The sequence below is a fragment of the Bacteroides salyersiae genome, from assembly GCF_031172035.1.
Taxonomy (GTDB): Bacteria; Bacteroidota; Bacteroidia; order Bacteroidales; family Bacteroidaceae; genus Bacteroides; species Bacteroides salyersiae.
On record NZ_CP133452.1, the window covers coordinates 60,533 to 84,085 of the forward strand.

The following is a 23,553-nucleotide window of genomic DNA, read 5'->3' on the forward strand; positions in this document are numbered from 1 at the left end:
GTTGAGAGTTGAAAGTTGAAAATTACTATTCAGCGTGATTACGCAGCAAACTTTCAACTAAAAAAAGGCTCTTAACTAAGACGATCGCGCAGCCAACTCTCAACTCTCAACTCTCAACTTTCAACTAAATAAATGTTTTACCACGAAATACTCAAACAGTACTGGGGATATGACTCTTTCCGTGGCATACAGGAGGAGATCATAAAAAGTATCGGTGAAGGACGGGATACATTGGGTCTCATGCCTACGGGTGGCGGGAAATCCATTACTTTTCAAGTTCCGGCCCTTGCCAAAGACGGTCTGTGTATTGTTATAACTCCACTTATCGCCCTGATGAAAGATCAGGTGCAGAACCTCCGGCAACGAGGAATTAAAGCCGTAGCCATTTATTCGGGCATGACCCGGCAGGAGATACTCATTGCACTCGAGAATTGTATTTTCGGTAACTATAAATTCCTCTATATCTCTCCTGAGCGGTTGGATACGGATATCTTCAAGCAGAAACTCCGTGCCATGAAAGTCAACATGATTACTGTCGATGAGAGCCATTGTATCTCTCAATGGGGATATGACTTCCGCCCCGCTTATCTCAAGATTGCCGATATACGCGAATTATTGCCGGGTGTTCCCTTGCTGGCCTTGACAGCCACAGCCACTCCCGATGTAGTGCAAGATATTCAAAGCCGATTGAAATTCAGAGAAAAGAATGTATTCCGCATGAGTTTCGAACGGAAAAACCTTGCCTACATCGTACGAAAGACAGATAACAAAACCGCCGAATTATTGCATATTCTCCGCAGAATGCCGGGTAGCGCCATTATTTATGTCCGTAGTCGCCGGCGTACGAAAGAGACGACCGAACTGTTAACCCATGAAGGCATTACTGCGGACTTCTACCATGCCGGTCTGGATAATGCCGTTAAAGATATCCGTCAGAAACGTTGGCAGGATGGCGAATGCCGGGTCATGGTGGCAACAAATGCCTTCGGGATGGGGATCGATAAACCCGATGTGCGTCTGGTGATTCACCTCGACCTTCCAGATTCTCCCGAAGCTTACTTTCAAGAAGCCGGACGCGCCGGACGTGATGGTGAAAAAGCGTATGCCGTAATCCTGTATTCAAAATCGGACAAAGTAACTCTGCACAAACGCATCCCGGACACCTTTCCCGACAAAGATTACATAAAAAAGGTATACGAACATCTCCAATACTACTATCAGATGGCAATGGGAGATGGATTGGGCTGTACAAAAGAGTTTAATCTGGAGGAGTTTTGCCGCAAATTCAAACATTTCCCCGTACCGGCAGACAGTGCACTGAAAATACTTACCCAAGCCGGATACATAGAATACACCGATGAACAGGACAATGCTTCACGCATTATCTTTACCATCCGCCGTGACGAATTATATAAATTGCGCGAAATGGGAAATGAAACGGAAGCATTGGTGCAAACCATTCTCCGTTCTTATACCGGCCTCTTCACCGATTATGCCTATATCAGCGAAACAGCCCTTAGCTTGCGTACAGGATTGACACGCCAACAAATCTATAACGTTTTAATGTCATTGTCCAAACGCCGCATCATTGATTACATTCCACGCAAAAAGACACCTTATATTATATATACGCGTGAGCGTGTCGAACTCAACCATCTGCACATCTCCCCCGCCGTATACGAAGAACGCAAAGAGCGTTATGAAGCACGTATCCGTGCAATGGTAGATTACGTCACCTCCGAAACCGCTTGCCGCAGCCGCATGCTTCTTCGATATTTCGGTGAAAAGAATGAGAACAATTGCGGACAATGCGATGTATGTCTCAGTGGACATGCAGCCCATGAATTACCCACCGATACTTTCGAAAAGCTGAAAAAAGAACTATTAACCATACTCCAAGAACAAGTTCTCACCCCTGCCGAAGTTGCTGAAAAAACAGAAGCAGACCGGGACCTACTGTCACATGCCATTCAATATCTGCTCGAAGAAGGGGAGATAAAAATAAAAGACGGTATACTGAGCATCGGCTGACGACACACACGAGAATATCCCCTCACACGAAACTCCACGCTATTCGATGCGGTAAATCAAACAAGAATTACTACATTTGCAATCAATAATCTTATAAACACATATACATATGCCGAACTTCTTCAAATCATTCTTTTCGGGTAAATCCGAAGACCCGGAAAACGAGAAACAGAAAACTGCCAAAAAGAACTTTGAGATATTCAAATACGATGGATTGCGCGCTCAACGTATGGGCAGACCGGATTATGCCATAAAATGTTTTACCGAAGCCCTCGCCATAGAAGAGGATTTTGAAACACTAAGTTATCTTAGCCAACTCTACGTGCAACTAACCGAACTGGACAAAGCCCGCGAAATACTGAACCGCATGGTGGAACTGGAGCCTACACTGACCAGCACCTATCTTGCTCTGGCCAATGTATGCTACATGCAGGAAGACTATAAAAGCATGGAGACTGCCGCCCAAAAAGCTATCGAAATAGAAGAAGGTAACGCCATGGCACACTACCTGCTCGGTAAGGCTACACAAGGAATGAATGATGACCTCATGGCTATCGGGCACCTGACTAAAGCAATCGTTTTGAAAGATGATTTCATAGAAGCGCGCCTGTTACGCGCCGAAGCCTTGGTAAAAATGAACCAACTCAAAGAAGCCGCCGAAGACATCGAAGCGGTTCTTGCCCAAAACCCGGACGACGAGGCTGCCATCCTGCTACATGGAAAACTACAGGAAGCCGAAGGAAAGCCCGAAGAAGCAGAGACCGATTATCTGAAAGTCACGGAGGTAAATCCATTCAACGAACAGGCTTACCTCTATCTCGGACAACTCTTTATCACACAGAAGAAACTGACAGAGGCTATCAGTCTTTTCGACGAAGCAATCGAATTAAATCCCAACTTCGGAAAAGCCTATCACGAACGTGGTCGTGCCAAACTGCTGAACGGTGACAAGGACGGTTCCATCGAAGATATGAAAAAAGCTCTCGAAATCAATCCTAAGGAGGGAGAAAACGTAAACGGCCAATTCAATAATCTGGCTCCCAAACAAGAAACGATGCCCGGCATATTCTGATGCCTCGTACCTCCATTCGGAAAGCTACGACAAGTGGCGAGAACATTAAATAAAGAAAGAGAGGAAGCTTTGACAAATAGCCATATCACTGCGGCGGCAAGGCAAAAAACAAACATATTCTTAGGAAAATGCAAAAAAAACTCTCTTTTTGCTTGTGTTTAAAAGAAAAGTATTACATTTGTCCCCGAATTAAAACAGAAACAACTGTTAGTATGAACGCATTTAGCTTTACATATTACTTCTTTTTTTACTTTTACTTTAGCCAGAAAGTAGAGCGGGAGTTTGTATGTATCAAGTGACAGTGATGCTTAAGGACTGAATGAAGAAAGTAATCATATAAATCCCGCTCCATAATGGATGCGGGATTTTTTTATATCATACACTGAAAGAAATGAAGAAGATAGCAATTCAAGGAACGCTCGGCTCTTATCATGATATCGCCGCACACAAGTATTTCGAAGGGGAAGAAATAGAATTAATCTGTTGCGCCACTTTCGAGGATGTGTTTCAAGCGATTCACAAAGACAGCCTGGTCATCGGTATGCTGGCCATCGAGAATACCATCGCGGGGAGCCTGCTGCACAACAACGAACTGCTGCGTCAAAGCGGTACGCAGATTATGGGAGAATATAAACTACGCATATCACACAGTTTTGTCTGCCTGCCCGAAGAGGACTGGGACGATATCACAGAAGTCAACTCCCACCCCATCGCGTTAATGCAATGCCGCGAATTCCTGCAACAGCATCCCGACATCAAAGTGGTGGAAGGCGAAGACACCGCCCTAAGTGCCGAAATGATAAAAACCGGAGGCCTGAAAGGACACGCCGCTATCTGCTCTAAAGTAGCCGCCGAACGCTATGGCATGAAAATTCTACAAGAAGGCATCGAGACCAATAAACACAACTTCACCCGTTTCCTCGTGGTAGCCGATCCCTGGCAAGTGGACGAACTTCGCCGTTGTCAGTCATCAGATATAAACAAAGCGAGTATGGTATTCACCTTACCCCACACGGAAGGCAGCCTGTCTCAAGTGCTCTCCATCCTGTCTTTCTACAACATCAATCTGACCAAGATACAGTCACTTCCCATCATCGGCCGGGAATGGGAATATCAATTTTATGTAGACGTGTCATTCAACGACTATTTGAGATATAAACAGGCAATTACCGCAATTACTCCATTAACGAAAGAACTTAAAATATTAGGCGAATATGCAGAAGGAAAATCAAACATATAATGTAGCTCCTGCCGACCGGCTGGCTGGCGTAAGCGAATACTATTTCTCGAAAAAACTGAAAGAAGTAGCGCAAATGAATGCGGAAGGTAAAGACGTTATCAGTTTGGGTATCGGCAGTCCCGACATGCCACCGTCCGAAGAAACCGTGCAGACATTGTGCAACGAAGCACAAAATCCGGACGGACACGGCTATCAACCTTATGTCGGCATCCCGGAATTACGTAAAAGTTTTGCCGCCTGGTATCAGAAATGGTACAATGTGGAACTGAATCCGGCAACAGAGATACAGCCGTTGATAGGTTCGAAAGAAGGAATCCTGCATGTAACACTGGCTTTCGTCAATCCGGGAGAGCAGGTACTGGTTCCCAATCCGGGATATCCTACCTATACTTCATTGAGCAAAATATTAGGGGCAGAGATCGTGAACTACAATCTGAAAGAAAACGCAGGATGGATGCCCGATTTCGATGAACTGGAAAAAACGGATATGAGCCGGGTGAAACTGATGTGGACCAACTATCCGAATATGCCCACGGGAGCAAACGCTACCATGGAAATGTATGAACGCCTGGTGGACTTTGCCCGTCGCAAAAACATTATCATCGTGAACGATAACCCTTACAGCTTCATTTTGAACAACCATCCGTTGAGCATTCTCAGCGTACCGGGAGCGAAAGAGTGCTGCATTGAATTCAACTCCATGAGTAAAAGCCACAATATGCCGGGATGGCGCATCGGTATGCTGGCATCCAATGCACAATTCGTACAATGGATACTGAAAGTGAAAAGCAACATCGACAGTGGTATGTTCCGTGCCATGCAACTGGCAGCCGCCAAAGCTTTGGAAGCGGATGCCGAATGGTACGAAAGTAACAATCGTAACTACCGCAACCGCCGTCATCTGGCCGGAGAGATCATGAAAACATTAGGATGCAGTTATGATGAAAGCCAAGTAGGCATGTTCCTGTGGGGAAAAATCCCCGATACATACACCCATGTCGAAGAACTGACCGAGAGGATTCTACATGAAGCACGTGTCTTTATCACTCCGGGATTCATTTTCGGAAGCAATGGTGCAAGATACATCCGTATCTCCCTTTGTTGCAAAGACGCCAAACTTGCAGAAGCATTGGAAAGAATAAGAAAAGCAGTTTAATGCCGACGCATCCGTTCAGAGAATGAGAATAACAATAACAAATAAACAAAAGCTCCAGTCAATCACCACATCGGCGCATTGACCTATAAGCAAATTATTAAATTATGGAACTCGAATCAATTTTATTGCCGGGCGTTGAAGCCAAAAGACCGATCGTTATCGCCGGTCCATGCAGTGCAGAAACAGAAGAACAAGTAATGACTACCGCCAAAGAGCTGGCCTCTAAAGGAATGAAAATATTCCGTGCCGGAATTTGGAAACCACGTACCAAACCGGGCGGTTTCGAAGGCATCGGTGTAGAAGGACTGAGCTGGCTGAAAGAGGTGAAAAAAGAAACCGGTATGTATGTTTCTACCGAAGTAGCTACTGCAAAACATGTATACGAATGTCTGAAAGCCGGTATCGACATCCTATGGGTAGGTGCACGCACCACCGCCAACCCCTTTGCCGTACAGGAAATTGCCGATGCGCTGAAAGGAGTAGATATCCCCGTGTTGGTAAAGAACCCGGTAAATCCCGACCTCGAACTATGGATCGGTGCACTGGAACGTATCAACAACGCAGGTTTAAAACGCTTGGGAGCCATTCATCGCGGTTTCAGCAGCTACGATAAAAAGCTATACCGTAATCTTCCGCAATGGCACATCCCCATCGAGTTGCGCCGTCGTCTACCGGAACTGCCTATCTTCTGCGACCCGAGCCACATCGGTGGAAAACGCGAACTGGTAGCACCGCTTTGCCAACAGGCGATGGACCTTAACTTCGATGGTCTGATCGTAGAAAGCCATTGTAATCCGGATTGCGCATGGAGCGACGCTGCCCAGCAAGTTACTCCGGATGTATTGGACTACATCCTGAACCTGCTCGTCATCCGTAAGGAAACACAAACTACTGAAAACCTGAGCCAGCTACGCAAGCAGATTGATGAATGTGATGATAACATCATCCAAGAACTGGCAAAACGTATGCGCGTGGCACGCGAAATAGGCACATACAAAAAAGAGCATGGCATCACCGTACTCCAAAGAGGACGTTATAACGAAATTCTGGAAAAACGCGGTGCACAAGGCGAGCAATGCGGAATGGGAGCCGAATTCATGAAAACCATCTTCGAAGCGATACACGAAGAATCGGTTCGTCAGCAAATGGAGATTATTAATAAATAGACAGTTCATTACGGGAAAAGGAACCCGTCACAGTTAGAAAAAGATAAAAAACATAATGAGTATGTAGCGTTTCACATTCGTGCGACGCTCTTCTCTCATTTGTGAGACGAGTATCTCTCAACTGTGAGAAAACCGTTTCACAGCTGTGAAACGATAATTGTTCCTACATCTTTGGCTCCGCTTCTTTTACTGTCAAGAGAAAGCAAAGCCTTTTTAAACCAATCATATCGTATGCGAATCTTAATTCTCGGAGCCGGAAAAATGGGCTCTTTTTTTACTGACATACTGAGTTTTCAGCACGAGACGGCCGTGTTCGACGTCAACCCGCATCAGTTGCGTTTTGTCTACAACACGTATCGTTTCACAACTCTGGAAGAAATCAAAGAGTTTGAACCGGAATTAGTCATCAATGCAGCTACAGTGAAATATACGCTGGACGCTTTCCGCAAAGTTCTGCCTGTATTGCCTAAAGACTGTATCCTAAGCGACATTGCTTCCGTAAAAACCGGACTGAAGAAATTTTATGAAGAGAGCGGCTTCCGTTATGTCTCCACCCATCCGATGTTCGGTCCCACTTTTGCCAGTCTCAGCAACTTGAGCAGTGAGAGTGCCATTATCATTAGCGAAAGTGATCATTTGGGGAAAGTATTCTTCAAGGATTTGTACAACAGTCTCCGGTTGAACATATTCGAATATACTTTCGACGAACATGATGAAACAGTAGCTTATTCACTCTCCATCCCTTTCGTTTCCACCTTTGTATTTGCTGCCGTCATGAAGCATCAAGAAGCTCCGGGAACGACTTTCAAGAAGCATATGGCCATTGCTAAAGGACTTCTGAGCGAAGACGATTATCTCTTGCAGGAAATTCTTTTCAACCCTCGTACCCCGGCACAAGTAGCCAATATCCGGACGGAATTGAAGAATCTTCTGGAGATTATAGAGAATAAGGATGCCGAAGGAATGAAGAAATATCTGACGAAGATACGGGAAAAGATTAAATAATATATCTAATTTTAAACGACCAACTCTGGTGTCATTTATATTGGATACCAGAGTTTTTTATGTAAAAAAAGAACATAGTATCAAAAATATTCATACATTTGTACTACACCTTATATTTTACAAGCGTATGAAACATATTACTTCTCTAACGATTTACTGTTGTCTATTATTGGCTACCTGTATGCAAGGGCATTCTCAAGAAAAAATGGTCACGACTAATTACAATGAAAATCTCCCAACGGAAACCCTTCCAGCTCCTATTATTGAGGTAGCTACAAGCACAGATGGAGGAAGATATATGCGTATCACAATGTTTTGCGAAACAGCAGATGCAGAAATCCACTACACATTAGACGGTACTATTCCTACCAAACAATCCCCCCTTTACACAGAGGAGATTACCGGTAATAGCCACAGCGTAACCATAAAAGCCATTACAACAAAGGATGGCTATCTTGATTCACCAATAGCAGAATATATGTATGGAGGTTCTGGCATTATAAATGAGCAAACAGATAAAAAGATTATCTCACGCATCTATCTACCGCTATCCGGTACCCCCCTATTCTCACCAACCGAAGGAATGAATATTGTTATCACAACCTATGAAGACGGACAATTGGAGACTCACAAAATGATATGGAAACCATAAGTTATTTTTAAGCTAAGGAACCCCCTCCTTATCTGGTATGAATATTAATTAACTTGATTATCCCGGAAATATCTTGTACCTTTGTGTTCGCAAAAAACAAAGGAGAATCCATGATAGATCAAGCAACCATAGACCGTATACTCGATGCTGCACAAATTGTAGACGTAGTATCCGAATTCGTCACACTACGCAAACGCGGGGTGAACTATGTGGGCTTGTGCCCGTTCCATAATGAAAAAACCCCTTCTTTCAGCGTTTCCCCCTCGAAAGGGCTATGTAAATGCTTTAGCTGCGGGAAAGGAGGAAATGCCGTACACTTCGTTATGGAACACGAGCAGATGTCGTACTACGAAGCACTAAAATATCTGGCTAAAAAGTATAACATCGAAATCAAGGAACGGGAGTTGACCAATGAAGAGAAACAAGCGCAAAGTACGCGTGAAAGTATGTTCATTGTCAACAACTTTGCCCGTGACTACTTTCAAAATATACTAAAGAATCACGTAGACGGTAGAAGTATCGGTATGGCTTATTTCCGTCAACGGGGTTTCCGGGACGATATTATTGAAAAATTCCAATTGGGTTTCAGTACGGAAAGCCACGATGCACTGGCACAAGAGGCTATCCGTAAAGGATTCAAAAAGGAATATCTCGTTAAAACCGGGCTTTGTTACGAAACAGACGACGGCCGTCTGCGCGACCGCTTTTGGGGACGTGTCATGTTTCCTGTACATACACTTTCGGGTAAAGTTGTAGCATTCGGTGGACGTGTGCTCAGCACGGAAAACAAAAAACTGGCCAAATACGTAAACTCTCCCGAATCGGAAATTTACCATAAAAGCAACGAACTATACGGAATTTACTTTGCCAAACAAGCAATTGTAAAGCAAGACCGATGTTTCCTTGTAGAAGGTTATACAGACGTTATCTCCATGCATCAATCAGGTGTGGAAAATGTGGTCGCTTCGTCCGGAACTTCTCTGACTCCCGGCCAGATACGCCTTATCCACCGTTTTACCAATAACATTACTGTACTCTACGACGGTGACATGGCCGGCATCAAAGCCTCCATCCGTGGTATTGACATGCTGCTGGAAGAAGGAATGAACATTAAAGTCTGCCTTCTGCCCGACGGCGACGACCCGGATTCTTTTGCCCGTAAACACAATGCCACCGAGTTTCAACAGTTCATCAAAGAACATGAAACGGACTTTATCCGCTTTAAAACCAATCTATTGCTGGAAGACGCCGGTAAAGATCCCATCAAACGGGCAGAACTGATAAACAACATCGTGCAAAGCATCTCGGTAATCCCGGAAGCCATTGTACGCGACGTATATATCAAAGAGTGCGGACAACTATTGCGCGTGGAAGACAAACTACTCGTTTCGGAAGTTGCCAAACGAAGGGAAATACAGGCGGAAAAAGAAAACAAGCCAATCCTTAATAACCCTAACAATGCGCCTTCCGGAATGCCGGCTGATGTATCGGGCGGAGATTTCCCGCCGCCGTTTCTCCCGGATGATGTGGAAGATCCTTACCGGTCCTATATCCCGCAGGAAGGAAAAGAGGGGCAAGAATTTTATCGATATGAACGTTTGGTTATCCAGGCAATAATACGTTATGGAGAGAAGATCATGTGTAACATGGAAGATGAAGAAGGAAAAGAAATTCCGGTTAGCGTCATCGAATATGTAGTCAATGACTTGAAAGAAGACGATCTTGCCTTCCATAATCCGATGCACCGCCGTATTCTTACCGAAGCAATGACCCATGTCCATGATTCGGGCTTCATTGCCGAACGTTACTTCATAGCTCATTCCGATCCGGAACTCAGTTCCATTGCCACGGAATTGGCCAGTGACCGGTATCAACTGAGCAAGTTCCACTCAAAAACACAGAAAATAACCACAGACGAGGAACGTCTTTTCGAATTAGTTCCCCTACTGATGATCAACTTTAAGAATGCCATTGTAGCCGCAGAGTTAAAACATATCATGTATGCCCTGCAAGATCCTGTCAATGAAGCCGACGATGAGAAATGCGCCGCCCTTATGCAACGCTATAAAGAGATGAAACAAATAGAAAGCTTAATGGCCAAAAGACTGGGAGACAGGGTGGTGCTTCGTTAGTGATAAGCGCCAATCACTTATCACTACTCGCTAAACTCACCGATTGATCAGATTCATAAATTCCTCCCGGGTTTTAGCTTGATTGAAAGCTCCGGTAAAATCAGAAGTGGTAGTTATCGAGTTCTGCTTTTCCACCCCACGCATCTGCATGCACATATGCTTTGCCTCTACCACTACCATTACTCCTAACGGGTTGAGAGTTTCTTGAATACACTCCTTGATTTGCAGTGTCATGCGTTCCTGTACTTGCAGGCGATGAGAAAAAATATCAACTACGCGGGCGATCTTGCTCAAACCTGTGATATAGCCGTTAGGGATATATGCTACATGCGCCTTCCCGTAGAAGGGCAACATGTGATGCTCACAAAGAGAGAAGAAATCAATATCTTTCACAATCACCATCTGGCTATATTCCTCCTTAAACTTAGCCGAACGCAATACTTCATGAGGATCCATGTGATAGCCTTTAGTCAGACTCAACATTGCTTTGGCTACACGTTCCGGAGTTTTCAGCAGACCTTCTCTTTCAGCATCTTCGCCCAACAAAGTAATAATACTACGATAATGACTTTTCAAATCCTCCAATGCCGGAGAGACGATTTCTTCTTTTTCTAACATACGAAATTATAAGGGGATATTTATTTGATCTTTTACAATAGAAACTTCCTTGAATACACCGGTCGCTCTTAACTTCCGCATCATAGCATCCGCTTCTTCGATACTACGGAAATCTCCCACACGACAAAGCCAACGGGGAGAAGTAAAAAAGGCATATGTTTTCAAATCCGGAAAATATTCTTTCACTTTTGAAGCCATATTAGTCGCTTCATTACGGGCTGTACGCGAATTATTACCGGCATACACCTGTACACGATAACCGGGAGACTTCAAAATCGTCTGTTCTCCGGTAGCAACATATTCCGTCCCCAACAACGCTTCTATCCGTGGATCCTGATGAATGGTTACCTTACCCTGCCCGGGCACATATCGCTCTAAACTCTTTACTATATTCTGAGCCCGAACTATACCTGTAAAAGCAAATAACAACAAAAGTAAACTGAGTTTTCTCATAAAAGTAGTTTTGGGCGGTTCGTAAACTGCAACACAGTTACAAACCACAAATGATAAAGACTACAATAATTATAAACTACGAGTTACAAGCCATGAAACATCCCTACATCGGAGTATCCCCGCAGCCTGTAACTCATAGTATGCTAATTATTTAAAAGCATCGATGATACCTTTGAAGTCAGCAACCTTCAAAGCAGCGCCACCGATCAAACCACCGTCAACATCCGGGTTTGAGAACAATTCTTTAGCATTGGAAGGCTTGCAGCTACCACCATAAAGAATAGAAGTGTTATCAGCAATTTCTTTGCCATATTTCTCAGCAACCACCGAACGGATGAAAGCGTGAATTTCCTGTGCTTGAGCAGGAGTAGCAGTCTTACCTGTACCAATAGCCCAAACCGGTTCGTAAGCCAGAATAATCTTTGCGAAATCTTCGGCAGACAATTCGAATACAGAAGCTAATTGAGCGGCAACCACTTCGTTTTGCTTGTTTGCTTCACGTTCTTCCAACACTTCACCGATACAGAAAATCGGAGTCAGACCATTAGCCAAGGCCAATTTAACTTTCTCTTTCAAGATTTCAACAGTTTCACCATAATAAGCACGACGCTCAGAGTGACCTAAGATTACATATTTTGCACCTGTAGAAGCAACCATAGCGGCTGAAACTTCACCTGTATAAGCACCTTCCACTTTATCTGCACAGTTTTCTGCACCTACACCGATAACCGCAGCATCAACGATAGGAGTAACAGAAGCCAGATGAATAAACGGAGTACAAATTACTACATCACAATTAGGCTTATCAGCAGCCAATGCTTCATTCAATTCTTTTGCAAGAGCAATACCCTCCTGAAGGGTTTTGTTCATTTTCCAATTTCCTGCTACAATGTTCTTTCTCATTTTGTTTTTATTATTAAAAGGGTTAATATATTTACGATTTAACGATTTACGATTTAACGATTTAAATTACACGATATACTTATTAGGCTACACGATTGATGAATTACCACTTAAACTACCTTATTTCCGATTTGCATTATAGTGATTTAGAGTTTCATACGCTATGAAGATTTATCGCTATCGCTTTTCGTCTCACTGCCATCACTACCTTCATCGCTTGGCGTCTCTTCCTGTGTAGAAAGCTTCACAGCTTTTAGCAGTTCAGCATTTCGCCTCCGAAGAGCTTCACTTTTCTTTTCCCGCCGTTTCACTACCAGAATATCCATACCCAATACGAACAACAAAGGAATAGCAAACCATAAAAAGACATAACCAATGGTATAACTATCAGTCACTTTCTTCAGTTTTCCCAGCTCAAGAGTCTCGAGTTTACCGGTCAAGGCATATTCATCCGGCAAATCCGCATCATTCCATTTATTTAGAATCACACCGTTCCTTATCAACATCAATCCCGGATTGGAACGTATCATAGTCTTCAGCGTAATGTCGTCTACAAGGCAGAACGGATACTCAGCCCCGGTCTTGTCACGCCAAAGTTCTATCTCTTCGCTCGGAGAAGAGGTCAGACAATAAAAACCATAACCGTTTTCCACCGAATAGTCATATATTTCATTTATGAGATCGATATTGCTATCATCCGCTTCCTCTATCCGATGTGCCACCAACAGAAAAGTATAATTTATATCTGTCAGAACCTTATCCGTTATATCCTCACCGGTACTCTGTTCCACCAGTGAAAAGTCATGGATGGGCGGTTCGTACCCTTTCTCTTTCAAAACAGTACGTGTATCCACAAATGTCCAGGTACTATCCGGATAATTCTCGAGTGTAAACTCTTTTTTCTCACCATCCTTCTCCATAAGAAAAGTCGTTTCATACACATTCGGCTTTGCCCCGTCCGGTATTTCCATCCCCTGAAGAATATTCTTACCTATCTTATAAGGACGAAAATCCAAAACAGGTAAATGAGCCAGGCAATAAAACGAAAGTGCAAACACAAACAATATGGTATATAACGAAACTAACCATTCCGTCTTAGCCGAGATGAAACGTATAATCTCCTTTTTCCACCGAAAAGTAGAATAGGCTGCAATAAACAACACAATATTCTTCCCAAAAGTTTCCCAATTCGTCAGCACCCATGCATCACCAAAACAACCACAGTCGGAAACCGGGTTCTTCAATGCCAGATAAAGGGTAAGCGGAGTCATGAATATCATCAGTAGGAAAGCCAACAGAGTAGTCGTCTTTTTTCGAATCCCGAAAAACAAACAGACCCCGATGGAGAACTCTATGGCTGATAAGATAACCGCTGCCAACAAAGGAAAAAAAGAGGGAAACCAAGACAGCATACCGAAAGCTTCCAGATAATCTTGTATTTTATACTGGAACCCTAAAGGATCAACCGCCTTCACAAATCCTGAGAATATAAATGCCACTGCCAACAAAAAGCGGCAGGCATTGACCCACGTCTTTTGAATAATATGTAAATTCCTAACCTTCAAATTCAATCTTAATCAAACCAAAAACGGAATAATTAATCATATCCATATAATTTGCATCGATACCTTCCGAAACCAATGTATGTCCTGCCAAACTCTCAATCTGTTTAGTACGGTAAATCTTCATCAGAATCAGGTCGGTATAAGAACTGACACGCATGCAACGCCACGCCTCGTCGTAATCATGATTTTTGGCAAGCATCAGTTCCAATGCTTCTTTAGCATATTTATCATAAAAGGCCATTGCTTCTTCATTACTGATATCGGCAACATCGGCATAACCGAGTTCCAACTGTATAAGTCCGACAATACCATAATTGACAATTGCAATAAATTCCGAACGAATACCTTCGTCTATCAGTGTCACACCTTTGGTCTCGATACTGCGAATACGGTTGGCTTTAATAAAAATCTGATCAGTCACGGAAGCCGGACGCAGAATACGCCATGCAGGACCGTAATCATGCAGTTTCTTGGAAAATAAGTCACGGCATAAAGCGATGACATGCTCAAATTGTTGCTTGGTATCTTTCATATCCTTACAAATAGAGCACAAAGGTAACAATAATTGAAGAAAAAAGAAAAAAATAGCCAGGCAATGTATAACTACCTGGCTACTTGTGATCTAAATAGGGTCTATTTCGTTAAGAACAGCGCAAAACCTGTCCGGGACGAAGAATGGTCTTTGTTGTAATACGGTTCAGCTTACAAAGCGTACTGATAGAAACTCCACGCAACTTAGCAATGCGCGAAAGCGTATCTCCGCTCTTTACTTTATGATACCGTATCGTTCCGTCACTTGCCAACTGAGTGTCATGCGAACCGGCAGCACGCTGATAACCTTTTGTCTTTTTAAATGTATAAGTATCTGCCACAATATCCTGCTTAGGAAAATCGAACATAAGAGCCGGATTGATAGCAATTCCCAAGAAGCGGGTTTCAAAGTGAAGATGTGAACCGGTAGAACGTCCTGTATTACCGCCCAAACCAATAACCTCACCAGCTTTTACCAATTGATTTTCTTCTACCAGCTGTTTTGACAAATGCCCGTATATGGTTTCCAATCCATTATCGTGGCGAATGACTACATACTTACCATACCCGCGACGTTCATATCTCACAATACGTACTTTTCCATCGAATGCAGCGACAATCGTATCACCGATATTTACTTTCAGATCCAATCCATTATGCATTCTTCTCCAACGGGGACCGAAAGGCGAAGTGATGCGTGTGCTCGGAGTCGGCATATGAAAGCCTGTCAAATCAATTGTATATGATTCCGGAATGATGACTTCCTTACCATATGCATGTACATACTGATTACTCCAGTTAGGATAAAGGCTTAATGCAGGATATTCGGATTGCTCCGCACGGATCTGCCGTTGCAATGCGAGAGAGTCTACTGATTTTAATTTCTTATCGATCGGTGCCTGTCGGGCGATCAAATCCTGAGAGAAAGAATTCAGGCTGATCATAGCCGCCGCGGCAATCATTACGGTTTTAATACAATTGAAATTCATTCGCTTCGTCAAATTCAATTAATATTCGTCATTTGCATACAGGTAGTCGAATACAGCCTGCTTATAGTCGAATATTTCTTCCGGTTTAAAAAATCTGTTTAATTCGGCCGCCGCGGTCTCCGGTGAATCAGAAGCATGAACAATGTTTTCTTGAAAACTCATGCTGTAATCTCCCCGAATAGTTCCCGGTGCTGCCAGACGTCCGTTAGTAGGACCTGCCAACGTACGGACTGCTTGAATTGCATCTACACCCTCAAAACAACAAACGACAACAGGAGCTGTCATCATAGAATCCTTTACACGTTGAAAGAACGGCTTTGTACTGAGATGGGCGTAATGTTCGCTCAACACTTCATCTGTCAACTGCATCATCTTCATCCCGGCTAAGCGTAAACCTTTACGTTCGAAACGGTGAAGAATCTCACCTATCAACGCCCGTTGTACGGTGCAGGGCTTCAAGATCACCAGTGTTTTTTCAATCATAATATGACTGTTATCAAAGTGTTAAACGATACATTTATTATAAAATTCTTCCAAAGATAGTATTTTCCTTCGAAATACTGGGTAGTCTCTTAACTTTTTTTTGTATCCTCCGAAAGGAAAAACGAGAAAAACAGACTTTAAAGTACTATAAATAGGAGGTCTATGAAGAATATATGTTTTGCAACATATTCTGCAAATAAGCTGCATGTTTAACCGTTTTTCAACTTATCGAAGCCCAGTTAACGTTCGTCTTGCGAAGTGCCCTAAGCTGTTGCCATAATATATCATTTTCAGGATGGCATGCTTCCGGATCAGCGTCCACAATGTCTTGAGCAATATTACGAACATATTGCAGCAATTGTCCATCCCGTGCTATATCGGCTATTTTCAAATCAAAAGCAATGCCACTCTGCTGAGTGCCTTCCAAATCTCCGGGGCCACGCAATTTCAAATCGGCTTCCGCTATCTCAAAACCATCATTGGTACGCACCATTATTTCAAGGCGCTTCCGTGTTTCCTCCGTCAACTTATAATTAGTCACCAAAATGCAGTAAGACTGTTCCGCCCCACGGCCGACACGTCCCCGAAGCTGATGTAACTGCGACAATCCGAACCGTTCGGCATTTTCTATAATCATCACAGAGGCATTCGGTACGTTTACTCCTACCTCGATCACCGTAGTAGCCACCATTATCTGTGCCTCTCCCGAGACAAAAAGCTGCATTTGCCCGTCTTTTTCAGCCGGTTTCATCTTTCCATGCACTTTACAGACTTTGCAATCCGGAAACTCTTCACATATTTGCAAATACCCTTCTTCAAGGTTTTTCAAATCAATCTTTTCACTTTCTTTTATAAGCGGATAGACAATGTAAACCTGGCGTCCTTCAGCTATCTGCTTATGTACGGAACGATAAAGACTTTCGCGACGATTATCAAATTGATGAATAGTAGTAATCGGCTTCCGTCCCGGAGGCAGCTCATCAATGACAGAAACATCCAAATCACCATAAAGAGTCATAGCCAAAGTCCTCGGTATAGGAGTAGCCGTCATCACAAGCACATGGGGAGGCTGGATATTCTTACTCCATAGGCGGGCACGTTGTGCCACCCCAAAACGATGCTGTTCGTCGATAACGACAAAACCGAGGGAAGAAAAATTGACAGTATCCTCTATGACAGCATGAGTACCGATCAGAATACGTACATCCCCTGTGAGCAAACCGGAAAGGATGGCTTCACGTTTCTTCCCTTTCACCGAACCGGTAAGCAATTCCACACGGATATCCATACCGAAAAGAAGCTCCTTTATCGTTTCGTAATGCTGGTTGGCAAGAATTTCCGTAGGGGCCATCATACAAGCCTGATAACCATTATCAAGTGCCATCAACATACTCATTAATGCTACCAAGGTCTTACCGCTACCTACATCTCCCTGCAACAAACGGTTCATCTGGCGTCCCGAACCTACATCCTGCCGAATCTCCTTCAACACTCGTTTTTGGGCTCCTGTCAATTCAAAAGGTAAGTTGCGGGAATAAAAGGTATTGAATACCTTGCCTACCGTCTCAAAAACAAAGCCCCGATATCTCCGTTGCCGATCTTTAGAATATCGCAGGATGTTAAGTTGCACGTAAAAAAGTTCTTCAAACTTCAAACGATACTGTGCTTTTCTTAAGAACTCCGGATTGACAGGGAAATGAATATTTTGCAAAGCATCCGTAAGTGGCATCAGGTGATGATCGGCCAATATCTTTGAGGATAAAGTTTCAGGAAGCGGTTCTTGTATCTGTTGAAGCACCGTCGCCATCATTTTGGCTATTGCATGAGAGTTGAGAAAGCTCCGCTTCATCTTCTCCGTCGTATTGTAATAAGGCTGCAAACCGGTAGCCGTCAACTTAAGCTCTGCCGTCTTATCTATATCGGGATGCGCCACATTAATTCGTCCGCCAAAAACCGTCGGTTTACCGAAAACGATATATTCTTCGTGAACTTTATATTTACCGAGAATGAATTTGATTCCTTGAAACCACACCAAATCCACCACACCGGTACCATCCGAAAAATGAGCGACTAATCGTCTTTGACGTCCTTCACCAAAAGTCTCAAAACCCAAGATCTGCCCTTTAAGTTGTATATAAGGCATGTTCCCGTCTATTTCATGAATATAATAGATACGGCTGCGATCTACATATTTATAAGGGAAATAGTAAATAAGATCATGTACGGAATATATCTCCAACTCTTTGTTGAGTACACCCGCTTTCTGTGGCCCTACGCCGGATATATATTTTATGTCACGTGTAGTTAAATCAAACATTCACCAGAACACTACTTATTTTCAAATCAAAAGGAGTGGTAATCTTGATATTCTCACGATTGCCTTCTGCCAGATAAACAGACTCTCCCATCGCTTCCACCACAGAAGCATCATCCGTAAAAAACGAAGTATATTCCTGTGCATAAGCTCGTTTCAATAGCTCCACATCAAAAACTTGCGGAGTTTGAACCAACTTGTAATCACTGCGAGATACAGTCTCGCTCCCCGTATCCGTAAGATGACGAATCGTTTCCACCACGTCAACGACAGGAATTACCGCTTTTTTTGTTTCAGCCAATTGATAACAACGTTCGATGACCTGCCGTGAAACGAACGGACGTACTCCATCATGCACGCCTACCAGTCCCGGCTCAACATATGCCAAACCGTTCTTTACCGAATGGAAGCGAGTCTCACCGCCATCGGCGAGCACATGTCCAATCGAGAAATGATACTTCTGACAAAGTTCTCTCCAATAGGTCTGCTGTTCTTGCGGCAACACAAGGACGATTTTCATTTCTTCATCGAAACGATAAAACGCTTCGATGGTATGCATCAACACAGGTTTCCCACCAATAGGAAGGAATTGTTTAGGAAGATCGCTTCCCATACGCAAACCCTTGCCACCGGCTACGATCAAGGCGGTACGAGTCATACTATCAGCGTCTTACGCACATTGCTTCTACCAACTCATCCACTTTCTCTTTGCCTACAAGTTTTTCTACGATTGCCAATGCGAAATCCATAGCAGCACCCGGTCCCATACCTGTGATAATATTCCCATCTACTACAACCGGCTCATCAAGGCATTCGGCACCTTCCAGATATTGTTCAAAGCTCGGATAGCAAGTCGCCTTACGGCCTTTAAGAAGTCCTAATTTTCCAAGCACCATCGGTGCCGCACAAATAGCAGCTATCGGTTTATTCTTTTCTGCAAAATCCAAAATTAGTTTACGCAAGCCTTCATGCTTATCAAGAGTCGACGCGCCGGGCATACCACCAGGCAAGAGCAACAATTCAGCATCAAAGAAGTCGCAATTTACAAAGTTCACATCACAAAGTACAGAAACATCATGTGCACCAACGACAATCTCATCCGGTGTCACAGATACAATCTCTACATTCAATCCGGCACGTCTCAGCGTGTCAATGGCAGTAAAGGCTTCAATTTCCTCAAAACCGTCTGCAAAAAAGGCATATACAGTTCCCATAATGTTAATGATGTGTCAATACGCCAATGATAAAAAACACCGGCCAATCGGCACGTTAATTAGTTTATATCTAATAAATCAAATTTATTCTCTTTCATTGATACACCGGCAATCCACTCATTGCATCAAGATTTTTATCGCAAATTAAAATAATAGGTGATTGTTCCTGTCTGATTGTTTACGCCTTCGACTGCATTAAAACGAGCTTTCTTGGCCGCATCTAACGCTGCTTTACGCAAAGCGGCATTAACCGTATTTGTCTGCCGGTTAATGCTTGTAGCAATCACTTGTCCGGCAGGATTCACAGTAATAGAAACGACTACACGTCCCTCTTCCTGGACATTATATACAGGGCGAGGTAACCCTCCTTCTCCTATAGAACGTCCATTAAGGTCAAATGTTCCATAACCGCCTGTTCCTGTTTTAGAACCCGTTGAAGAATTTCCGTCTTTACTACCTTCCACACCCGTTCCGCTATCAGAAGTTCCCTTGCTTCCTTCCATCTGTGCACCCTTACCGAAAGCTCCTGACACCCGTTTGGCAGCGACTTCCGCAGCAGCTTTCCGTTCTCTTTCAGCTTTCTCTTCTGCAAGTTTCTTCGCTTCCGCCGCTTTTTCCGCAGCTGTTTTCTCAGGCTTTTTCACCTCCTTAGGTTTTTCTTTCTTCGGCTCCGTTTTAGGTTTTATAGCAACAGTCTCTTCATCCGTCTGTGTTATCATTTCCTGCTCTGTTGTTTCCTGTGGCTCTACTTCCGGAACTTCCTCCGGGGGCAGTACATCCACATCCACCATTGTGGCAGGATCATAATTTCCTTGTGCGACATCCACATCCCCCATCATGACAGGCACCCCTCCCTCATCCTGATTATTGGGAACAGTAAAACTCACCAAAATCAAAAGAGCAATAATCGCCACATGCACCAACAGCGCACCCAGCACTCCTACGTATTCACCCTTTCTCTTTCCGCTCATTACTTACCTGTTTCGGGCGGCCGTGTAGCCAGCACCATTTTAAAATGATTCTCATTCGCAATATTCAACACTTTTACTATTTCACGGTAAGGTACCGTCTCATCTGCATAAAGTGCTACATACATTTCCGGTTCTCTTTCTGCACAACTCTGCAAAAAAGGAGTCAATTCGTCCAACGTCAGAGCATGCTCTTTCTCATTTCCGAAAGCTGCATAAAAGTTCAAATCCTTATCAATGATCACCCTTGTCAGAGGTTTTGCAGAAGTCTGCTGTTTTCCTTGAGGCAACAGTACTTTAATAGCATTGGGTGATACCACAGTGGAAGTAATCATAAAAAAGATCAACAACAAAAATATCACATCCGTCATGGAGGCCATACTAAAGTTGGGCGATATTTTAGCTCTTCGTTTTAATGCCATATTAATTTATTCAATAGGTGTTTAATACCTTATTTCTGCGCAGGTTCATTAAGTAAATCCATGAATGCCATCGTTTTCGTTTCCATCTTATTCACCACACGATCCACCAACATTACAAGATAGTTATAAGCAAACATAGCAATGATCCCCACTATCAAACCTCCTACAGTAGTAATCATAGCCTCGTAGATACCTCCGGAAAGAAGGGTAATATCAATATTACCGCTACCTGCATTGGCCATTTCATAAAAAGCACGCACCATACCGGTAACTGTACCTAAGAAACCGAGCATCGGAGCACCGCCGGCAATCGTAGCCATCACAGGCAAACCTTTTTCCAATTTTGCCACTTCGATATTCCCGACATTTTCAATAGCAGCCTGCACATCATTCACCGGACGGCCGAGCCGGCTAATCCCTTTCTCGATCATACGTGCCGAAGGAGTGTCTACCGTACGGCAATAATTAATGGCCGATTTGATCTCCCCACTATGAATATAATCCTTGATTTTATCCATAAACATCGGATCTTCCTTATTGGCTTTCCGAATAGCATACATACGCTCGAATAAAATATAGAAACATCCCACAGATAATACTGCAAGCACTATCATGATCCAGCCGCCTTTCACAGCCATATCAAGCATATTCATTTCTGCCGGTGCATTTACAGTGGTAAGCACCGGATTGGCTGTTGCCAGTGAATCAGCCATATTTGCAGCCCCTTGGGCCAATAACAACAGTGTATTCATTAACGGAGACAATTTTTATATTCTTGAATAGTACGCTCAAGTCCCAAATAAAGTGCATCGCTAATCAAAGCATGTCCAATAGACACTTCATCCAGCCAAGGTATGTTTTTATAAAAGAAGTTTAGATTCAACAGACTCAAATCATGACCGGCATTCAATCCCAGTCCCAATTTGCGTGCCACCCTCGCAGCTTCTACAAAAGGAGCTATTGCTACCTCCGGATCTTTAGGAAAAGCTGTGGCATAAGGTTCAGTATAAAGTTCAACCCGGTCGGCTCCGGCTTTAGCTGCATACTCTATCATCTCCGTATCTGTCGAAACAAACACAGAGGTACGGATACCGGCAGTATTAAATTGATCAAGTACGTCTGTCAGAAAATCAATATTGGTCTTTGTATCCCAACCGGAATTTGAAGTAATCTGAGTAGGAGAATCGGGCACTAAAGTCACCTGATGAGGTTTCACTTTCAATACAAGATCGATAAATTCAGGAGAAGGATATCCTTCAATATTAAACTCTGTCCGTAATAACGGACGTAAATCATATACGTCGGCTCTACGGATATGCCGTTCATCCGGCCTAGGATGAACAGTTATCCCATCCGCTCCGAAAGTCTCACAATCAAGTGCCACTTTTACTACATTAGGGATATCCCCTCCACGAGCATTTCTTAAAGTAGCCACTTTATTTATGTTCACACTTAATCTGGTCATCATTACATGAATTGTTTGCTGCAAAAATACAAATATTAGTAACACCATAACAGCAATACGGAAAAAAAATCCCAAATTTGCACCCTAACTAATGTTGTTCAGTATGAAATTTGCTATCTTCGGAAACACATACCAAGCCAAAAAATCATCACATGCAGAAACTCTGTTTCATATATTAGAAAAACATGGAGCAGAGGTGTATTTATGCAGAGAATTCTATCGCTTTCTGGTGTCGGATATGAAACTTAACATCCATCCGGCCGGTTTGTTTGATGGAAACAATTTTTCTGTAGACATGGTTATCTGTATTGGGGGAGATGGTACCTTCTTGAAGGCTGCCAGCAGAGTAGGTGACAAGAATATTCCCATTTTGGGTATAAATACCGGACGTTTAGGTTTTTTAGCTGATATATCTCCGGCAGAAATGGAAGCCACTTTCGAGGAAATTTATGCCGGACACTATACGGTAGAAGAACGAAGTGTGCTCCAATTAATCTGTGAAGATAAACATCTACAATGTTCCCCGTTTGCATTGAATGAAATAGCCGTACTAAAACGTGATAGCTCGTCTATGATAAGTATACGAACTGCAATAAACGGTGCATTCCTCACTACTTATCAAGCGGATGGATTGATTATCGCCACTCCTACCGGATCTACTGCCTATTCATTAAGTGTAGGAGGTCCTATCATTGTGCCGCATTCAAAAACAATAGCCATTACTCCCGTCGCTCCACACAGTCTTAATGTAAGACCAATCGTCATTCGTGATGATTGGGAAATAACCCTTGATGTGGAAAGCCGTAGCCACAACTTTCTCATAGCCATTGACGGACGGAGCGAAACATGTAAAGAAACCACTCGCTTAACCATCCGTAAAGCTTCCTATGCAATAAAAGTCGTTAAACGTTACGACCATATATTTTTCGATACACTCCGCTCTAAATTAATGTGGGGGGCGGACACGAGAGAAGGGAGGAAGAATTAATTAAAGGGAGATGTGAGAATTGAGATGTGAGAAGCAGGCTGCGCTGTCACGCTGCATAGCATTTCTCCCCTCTCCATTCTCACATCTCCCATCCTTCTTCTCTCCCCCCCAATTCCTTCCAATACCCCCCTAAACGCGAAAATCCCCTTGCCCCCGTATTCCGGGTTGCAAGGGGATCCTTCAGAA

At 43.4% G+C, this 23,553-nt stretch carries 23 protein-coding genes; 9 read left to right on the forward strand and 14 right to left on the reverse strand.

Going from position 1 to position 23,553, the window contains the following annotated elements; translation table 11 throughout:
• Positions 1-132: 132 nt before the first annotated feature.
• The 8 genes from RB604_RS00250 to dnaG all read left to right on the forward strand — a co-directional run bounded on the left by RB604_RS00250 (position 133) and on the right by dnaG (position 10,454).
• Positions 133-2,031, forward strand: coding sequence for a RecQ family ATP-dependent DNA helicase (locus RB604_RS00250; RefSeq protein ID WP_007482120.1), 1,899 nt, complete (start codon positions 133-135; stop codon positions 2,029-2,031).
• Positions 2,032-2,140: 109 nt separating this feature from the next.
• Positions 2,141-3,103 carry a tetratricopeptide repeat protein gene (locus RB604_RS00255; RefSeq protein ID WP_007482119.1) on the forward strand — a complete coding sequence of 321 codons (963 nt, stop codon included), beginning with the start codon at positions 2,141-2,143 and terminating at the stop codon, positions 3,101-3,103.
• 391 nt (positions 3,104-3,494) lie between these two features.
• On the forward strand, positions 3,495-4,343 hold the full coding sequence (locus RB604_RS00260; RefSeq protein WP_055294773.1) for a prephenate dehydratase: 849 nt from the start codon (positions 3,495-3,497) through the stop codon (positions 4,341-4,343).
• Positions 4,318-5,499, forward strand: a complete 1,182-nt coding sequence (locus RB604_RS00265; protein WP_055294771.1) for a pyridoxal phosphate-dependent aminotransferase — start codon at positions 4,318-4,320, stop codon at positions 5,497-5,499. Before RB604_RS00260 ends, RB604_RS00265 begins: the two co-directional genes overlap by 26 nt.
• A gap of 104 nt (positions 5,500-5,603) precedes the next feature.
• Positions 5,604-6,665: a bifunctional 3-deoxy-7-phosphoheptulonate synthase/chorismate mutase type II gene (locus tag RB604_RS00270; protein ID WP_005933649.1), complete on the forward strand. Its 1,062-nt coding sequence runs from the start codon at positions 5,604-5,606 to the stop codon at positions 6,663-6,665.
• A gap of 231 nt (positions 6,666-6,896) precedes the next feature.
• Positions 6,897-7,670, forward strand: a complete 774-nt coding sequence (locus RB604_RS00275) for a prephenate dehydrogenase (protein ID WP_005933653.1) — start codon at positions 6,897-6,899, stop codon at positions 7,668-7,670.
• Positions 7,671-7,875: 205 nt separating this feature from the next.
• The gene (locus tag RB604_RS00280; RefSeq protein ID WP_224203425.1) at positions 7,876-8,322 is read left to right on the forward strand and encodes a chitobiase/beta-hexosaminidase C-terminal domain-containing protein; all 447 of its coding nucleotides are present in this window, start codon (positions 7,876-7,878) and stop codon (positions 8,320-8,322) included.
• 110 nt (positions 8,323-8,432) lie between these two features.
• Positions 8,433-10,454: a DNA primase gene (gene dnaG / locus RB604_RS00285; protein WP_007482117.1), complete on the forward strand. Its 2,022-nt coding sequence runs from the start codon at positions 8,433-8,435 to the stop codon at positions 10,452-10,454.
• Between the two features lie 36 nt (positions 10,455-10,490).
• Here dnaG and folE read toward each other — a convergent pair whose 3' ends face one another.
• The 14 genes from folE to RB604_RS00355 all read right to left on the reverse strand — a co-directional run bounded on the left by folE (position 10,491) and on the right by RB604_RS00355 (position 22,379).
• Complete coding sequence (folE, locus tag RB604_RS00290; RefSeq protein ID WP_005933661.1) at positions 10,491-11,072, reverse strand: GTP cyclohydrolase I FolE; 582 nt, start codon at positions 11,070-11,072, stop codon at positions 10,491-10,493.
• Between the two features lie 6 nt (positions 11,073-11,078).
• On the reverse strand, positions 11,079-11,525 hold the full coding sequence (locus RB604_RS00295; protein WP_025818994.1) for an SPOR domain-containing protein: 447 nt from the start codon (positions 11,523-11,525) through the stop codon (positions 11,079-11,081).
• 147 nt (positions 11,526-11,672) lie between these two features.
• A complete protein-coding gene (gene tpiA / locus RB604_RS00300) occupies positions 11,673-12,428 on the reverse strand; it encodes a triose-phosphate isomerase (protein WP_005933667.1) in 756 nt (251 codons plus the stop codon).
• A 161-nt stretch (positions 12,429-12,589) separates the two neighbouring features.
• The gene (locus tag RB604_RS00305; RefSeq protein WP_005933671.1) at positions 12,590-13,993 is read right to left on the reverse strand and encodes a BT_3928 family protein; all 1,404 of its coding nucleotides are present in this window, start codon (positions 13,991-13,993) and stop codon (positions 12,590-12,592) included.
• Entirely contained in the window at positions 13,983-14,525 is a 543-nt protein-coding gene (locus RB604_RS00310) for a DUF1599 domain-containing protein (protein WP_005933673.1), read from the reverse strand. The genes RB604_RS00305 and RB604_RS00310 overlap by 11 nt, the downstream gene beginning before the upstream one ends.
• A gap of 109 nt (positions 14,526-14,634) precedes the next feature.
• A complete protein-coding gene (locus RB604_RS00315; RefSeq protein WP_025818993.1) occupies positions 14,635-15,513 on the reverse strand; it encodes a M23 family metallopeptidase in 879 nt (292 codons plus the stop codon).
• Positions 15,514-15,531: 18 nt separating this feature from the next.
• The gene (gene ndk / locus RB604_RS00320) at positions 15,532-15,996 is read right to left on the reverse strand and encodes a nucleoside-diphosphate kinase (RefSeq protein WP_021936639.1); all 465 of its coding nucleotides are present in this window, start codon (positions 15,994-15,996) and stop codon (positions 15,532-15,534) included.
• Positions 15,997-16,216: 220 nt separating this feature from the next.
• Entirely contained in the window at positions 16,217-18,313 is a 2,097-nt protein-coding gene (recG, locus tag RB604_RS00325) for an ATP-dependent DNA helicase RecG (protein WP_007482115.1), read from the reverse strand.
• Positions 18,306-18,968 (reverse strand): 2-C-methyl-D-erythritol 4-phosphate cytidylyltransferase, encoded by a 663-nt coding sequence (locus RB604_RS00330; protein WP_007482114.1) that lies wholly within the window; start codon positions 18,966-18,968, stop codon positions 18,306-18,308. Before RB604_RS00330 ends, recG begins: the two co-directional genes overlap by 8 nt.
• 4 nt (positions 18,969-18,972) lie before the next feature.
• Positions 18,973-19,524, reverse strand: coding sequence for a DJ-1 family glyoxalase III (locus RB604_RS00335; protein WP_007482113.1), 552 nt, complete (start codon positions 19,522-19,524; stop codon positions 18,973-18,975).
• Positions 19,525-19,658: 134 nt separating this feature from the next.
• Positions 19,659-20,495 carry a TonB family protein gene (locus RB604_RS00340; protein WP_005933687.1) on the reverse strand — a complete coding sequence of 279 codons (837 nt, stop codon included), beginning with the start codon at positions 20,493-20,495 and terminating at the stop codon, positions 19,659-19,661.
• Positions 20,495-20,914 (reverse strand): ExbD/TolR family protein, encoded by a 420-nt coding sequence (locus RB604_RS00345; RefSeq protein ID WP_005933690.1) that lies wholly within the window; start codon positions 20,912-20,914, stop codon positions 20,495-20,497. The genes RB604_RS00340 and RB604_RS00345 overlap by 1 nt, the downstream gene beginning before the upstream one ends.
• 29 nt (positions 20,915-20,943) lie before the next feature.
• Positions 20,944-21,666 carry a MotA/TolQ/ExbB proton channel family protein gene (locus tag RB604_RS00350; RefSeq protein ID WP_005933693.1) on the reverse strand — a complete coding sequence of 241 codons (723 nt, stop codon included), beginning with the start codon at positions 21,664-21,666 and terminating at the stop codon, positions 20,944-20,946.
• Positions 21,666-22,379, reverse strand: coding sequence for a pyridoxine 5'-phosphate synthase (locus RB604_RS00355; RefSeq protein ID WP_005933696.1), 714 nt, complete (start codon positions 22,377-22,379; stop codon positions 21,666-21,668). Before RB604_RS00355 ends, RB604_RS00350 begins: the two co-directional genes overlap by 1 nt.
• A gap of 103 nt (positions 22,380-22,482) precedes the next feature.
• Here RB604_RS00355 and RB604_RS00360 point away from each other — a divergent pair, with 103 nt between their 5' ends.
• Entirely contained in the window at positions 22,483-23,367 is an 885-nt protein-coding gene (locus tag RB604_RS00360) for an NAD kinase (protein ID WP_005933699.1), read from the forward strand.
• The last annotated feature ends 186 nt before the right edge of the window (positions 23,368-23,553 follow it).

Coding starts and splice junctions, on each gene's coding strand:
- RB604_RS00250 (WP_007482120.1), top strand. CDS start 133: ATGTTTTACCACGAAATACTCAAACAGTACTGGGGATATGACTCTTTC.
- RB604_RS00255 (WP_007482119.1), top strand. CDS start 2,141: ATGCCGAACTTCTTCAAATCATTCTTTTCGGGTAAATCCGAAGACCCG.
- RB604_RS00260 (WP_055294773.1), top strand. CDS start 3,495: ATGAAGAAGATAGCAATTCAAGGAACGCTCGGCTCTTATCATGATATC.
- RB604_RS00265 (WP_055294771.1), top strand. CDS start 4,318: ATGCAGAAGGAAAATCAAACATATAATGTAGCTCCTGCCGACCGGCTG.
- RB604_RS00270 (WP_005933649.1), top strand. CDS start 5,604: ATGGAACTCGAATCAATTTTATTGCCGGGCGTTGAAGCCAAAAGACCG.
- RB604_RS00275 (WP_005933653.1), top strand. CDS start 6,897: ATGCGAATCTTAATTCTCGGAGCCGGAAAAATGGGCTCTTTTTTTACT.
- RB604_RS00280 (WP_224203425.1), top strand. CDS start 7,876: ATGGTCACGACTAATTACAATGAAAATCTCCCAACGGAAACCCTTCCA.
- dnaG (WP_007482117.1), top strand. CDS start 8,433: ATGATAGATCAAGCAACCATAGACCGTATACTCGATGCTGCACAAATT.
- folE (WP_005933661.1), bottom strand. CDS start 11,072: ATGTTAGAAAAAGAAGAAATCGTCTCTCCGGCATTGGAGGATTTGAAA.
- RB604_RS00295 (WP_025818994.1), bottom strand. CDS start 11,525: ATGAGAAAACTCAGTTTACTTTTGTTGTTATTTGCTTTTACAGGTATA.
- tpiA (WP_005933667.1), bottom strand. CDS start 12,428: ATGAGAAAGAACATTGTAGCAGGAAATTGGAAAATGAACAAAACCCTT.
- RB604_RS00310 (WP_005933673.1), bottom strand. CDS start 14,525: ATGAAAGATACCAAGCAACAATTTGAGCATGTCATCGCTTTATGCCGT.
- RB604_RS00315 (WP_025818993.1), bottom strand. CDS start 15,513: ATGAATTTCAATTGTATTAAAACCGTAATGATTGCCGCGGCGGCTATG.
- ndk (WP_021936639.1), bottom strand. CDS start 15,996: ATGATTGAAAAAACACTGGTGATCTTGAAGCCCTGCACCGTACAACGG.
- recG (WP_007482115.1), bottom strand. CDS start 18,313: ATGTTTGATTTAACTACACGTGACATAAAATATATATCCGGCGTAGGG.
- RB604_RS00330 (WP_007482114.1), bottom strand. CDS start 18,968: ATGACTCGTACCGCCTTGATCGTAGCCGGTGGCAAGGGTTTGCGTATG.
- RB604_RS00335 (WP_007482113.1), bottom strand. CDS start 19,524: ATGGGAACTGTATATGCCTTTTTTGCAGACGGTTTTGAGGAAATTGAA.
- RB604_RS00340 (WP_005933687.1), bottom strand. CDS start 20,495: ATGAGCGGAAAGAGAAAGGGTGAATACGTAGGAGTGCTGGGTGCGCTG.
- RB604_RS00345 (WP_005933690.1), bottom strand. CDS start 20,914: ATGGCATTAAAACGAAGAGCTAAAATATCGCCCAACTTTAGTATGGCC.
- RB604_RS00350 (WP_005933693.1), bottom strand. CDS start 21,666: ATGAATACACTGTTGTTATTGGCCCAAGGGGCTGCAAATATGGCTGAT.
- RB604_RS00355 (WP_005933696.1), bottom strand. CDS start 22,379: ATGACCAGATTAAGTGTGAACATAAATAAAGTGGCTACTTTAAGAAAT.
- RB604_RS00360 (WP_005933699.1), top strand. CDS start 22,483: ATGAAATTTGCTATCTTCGGAAACACATACCAAGCCAAAAAATCATCA.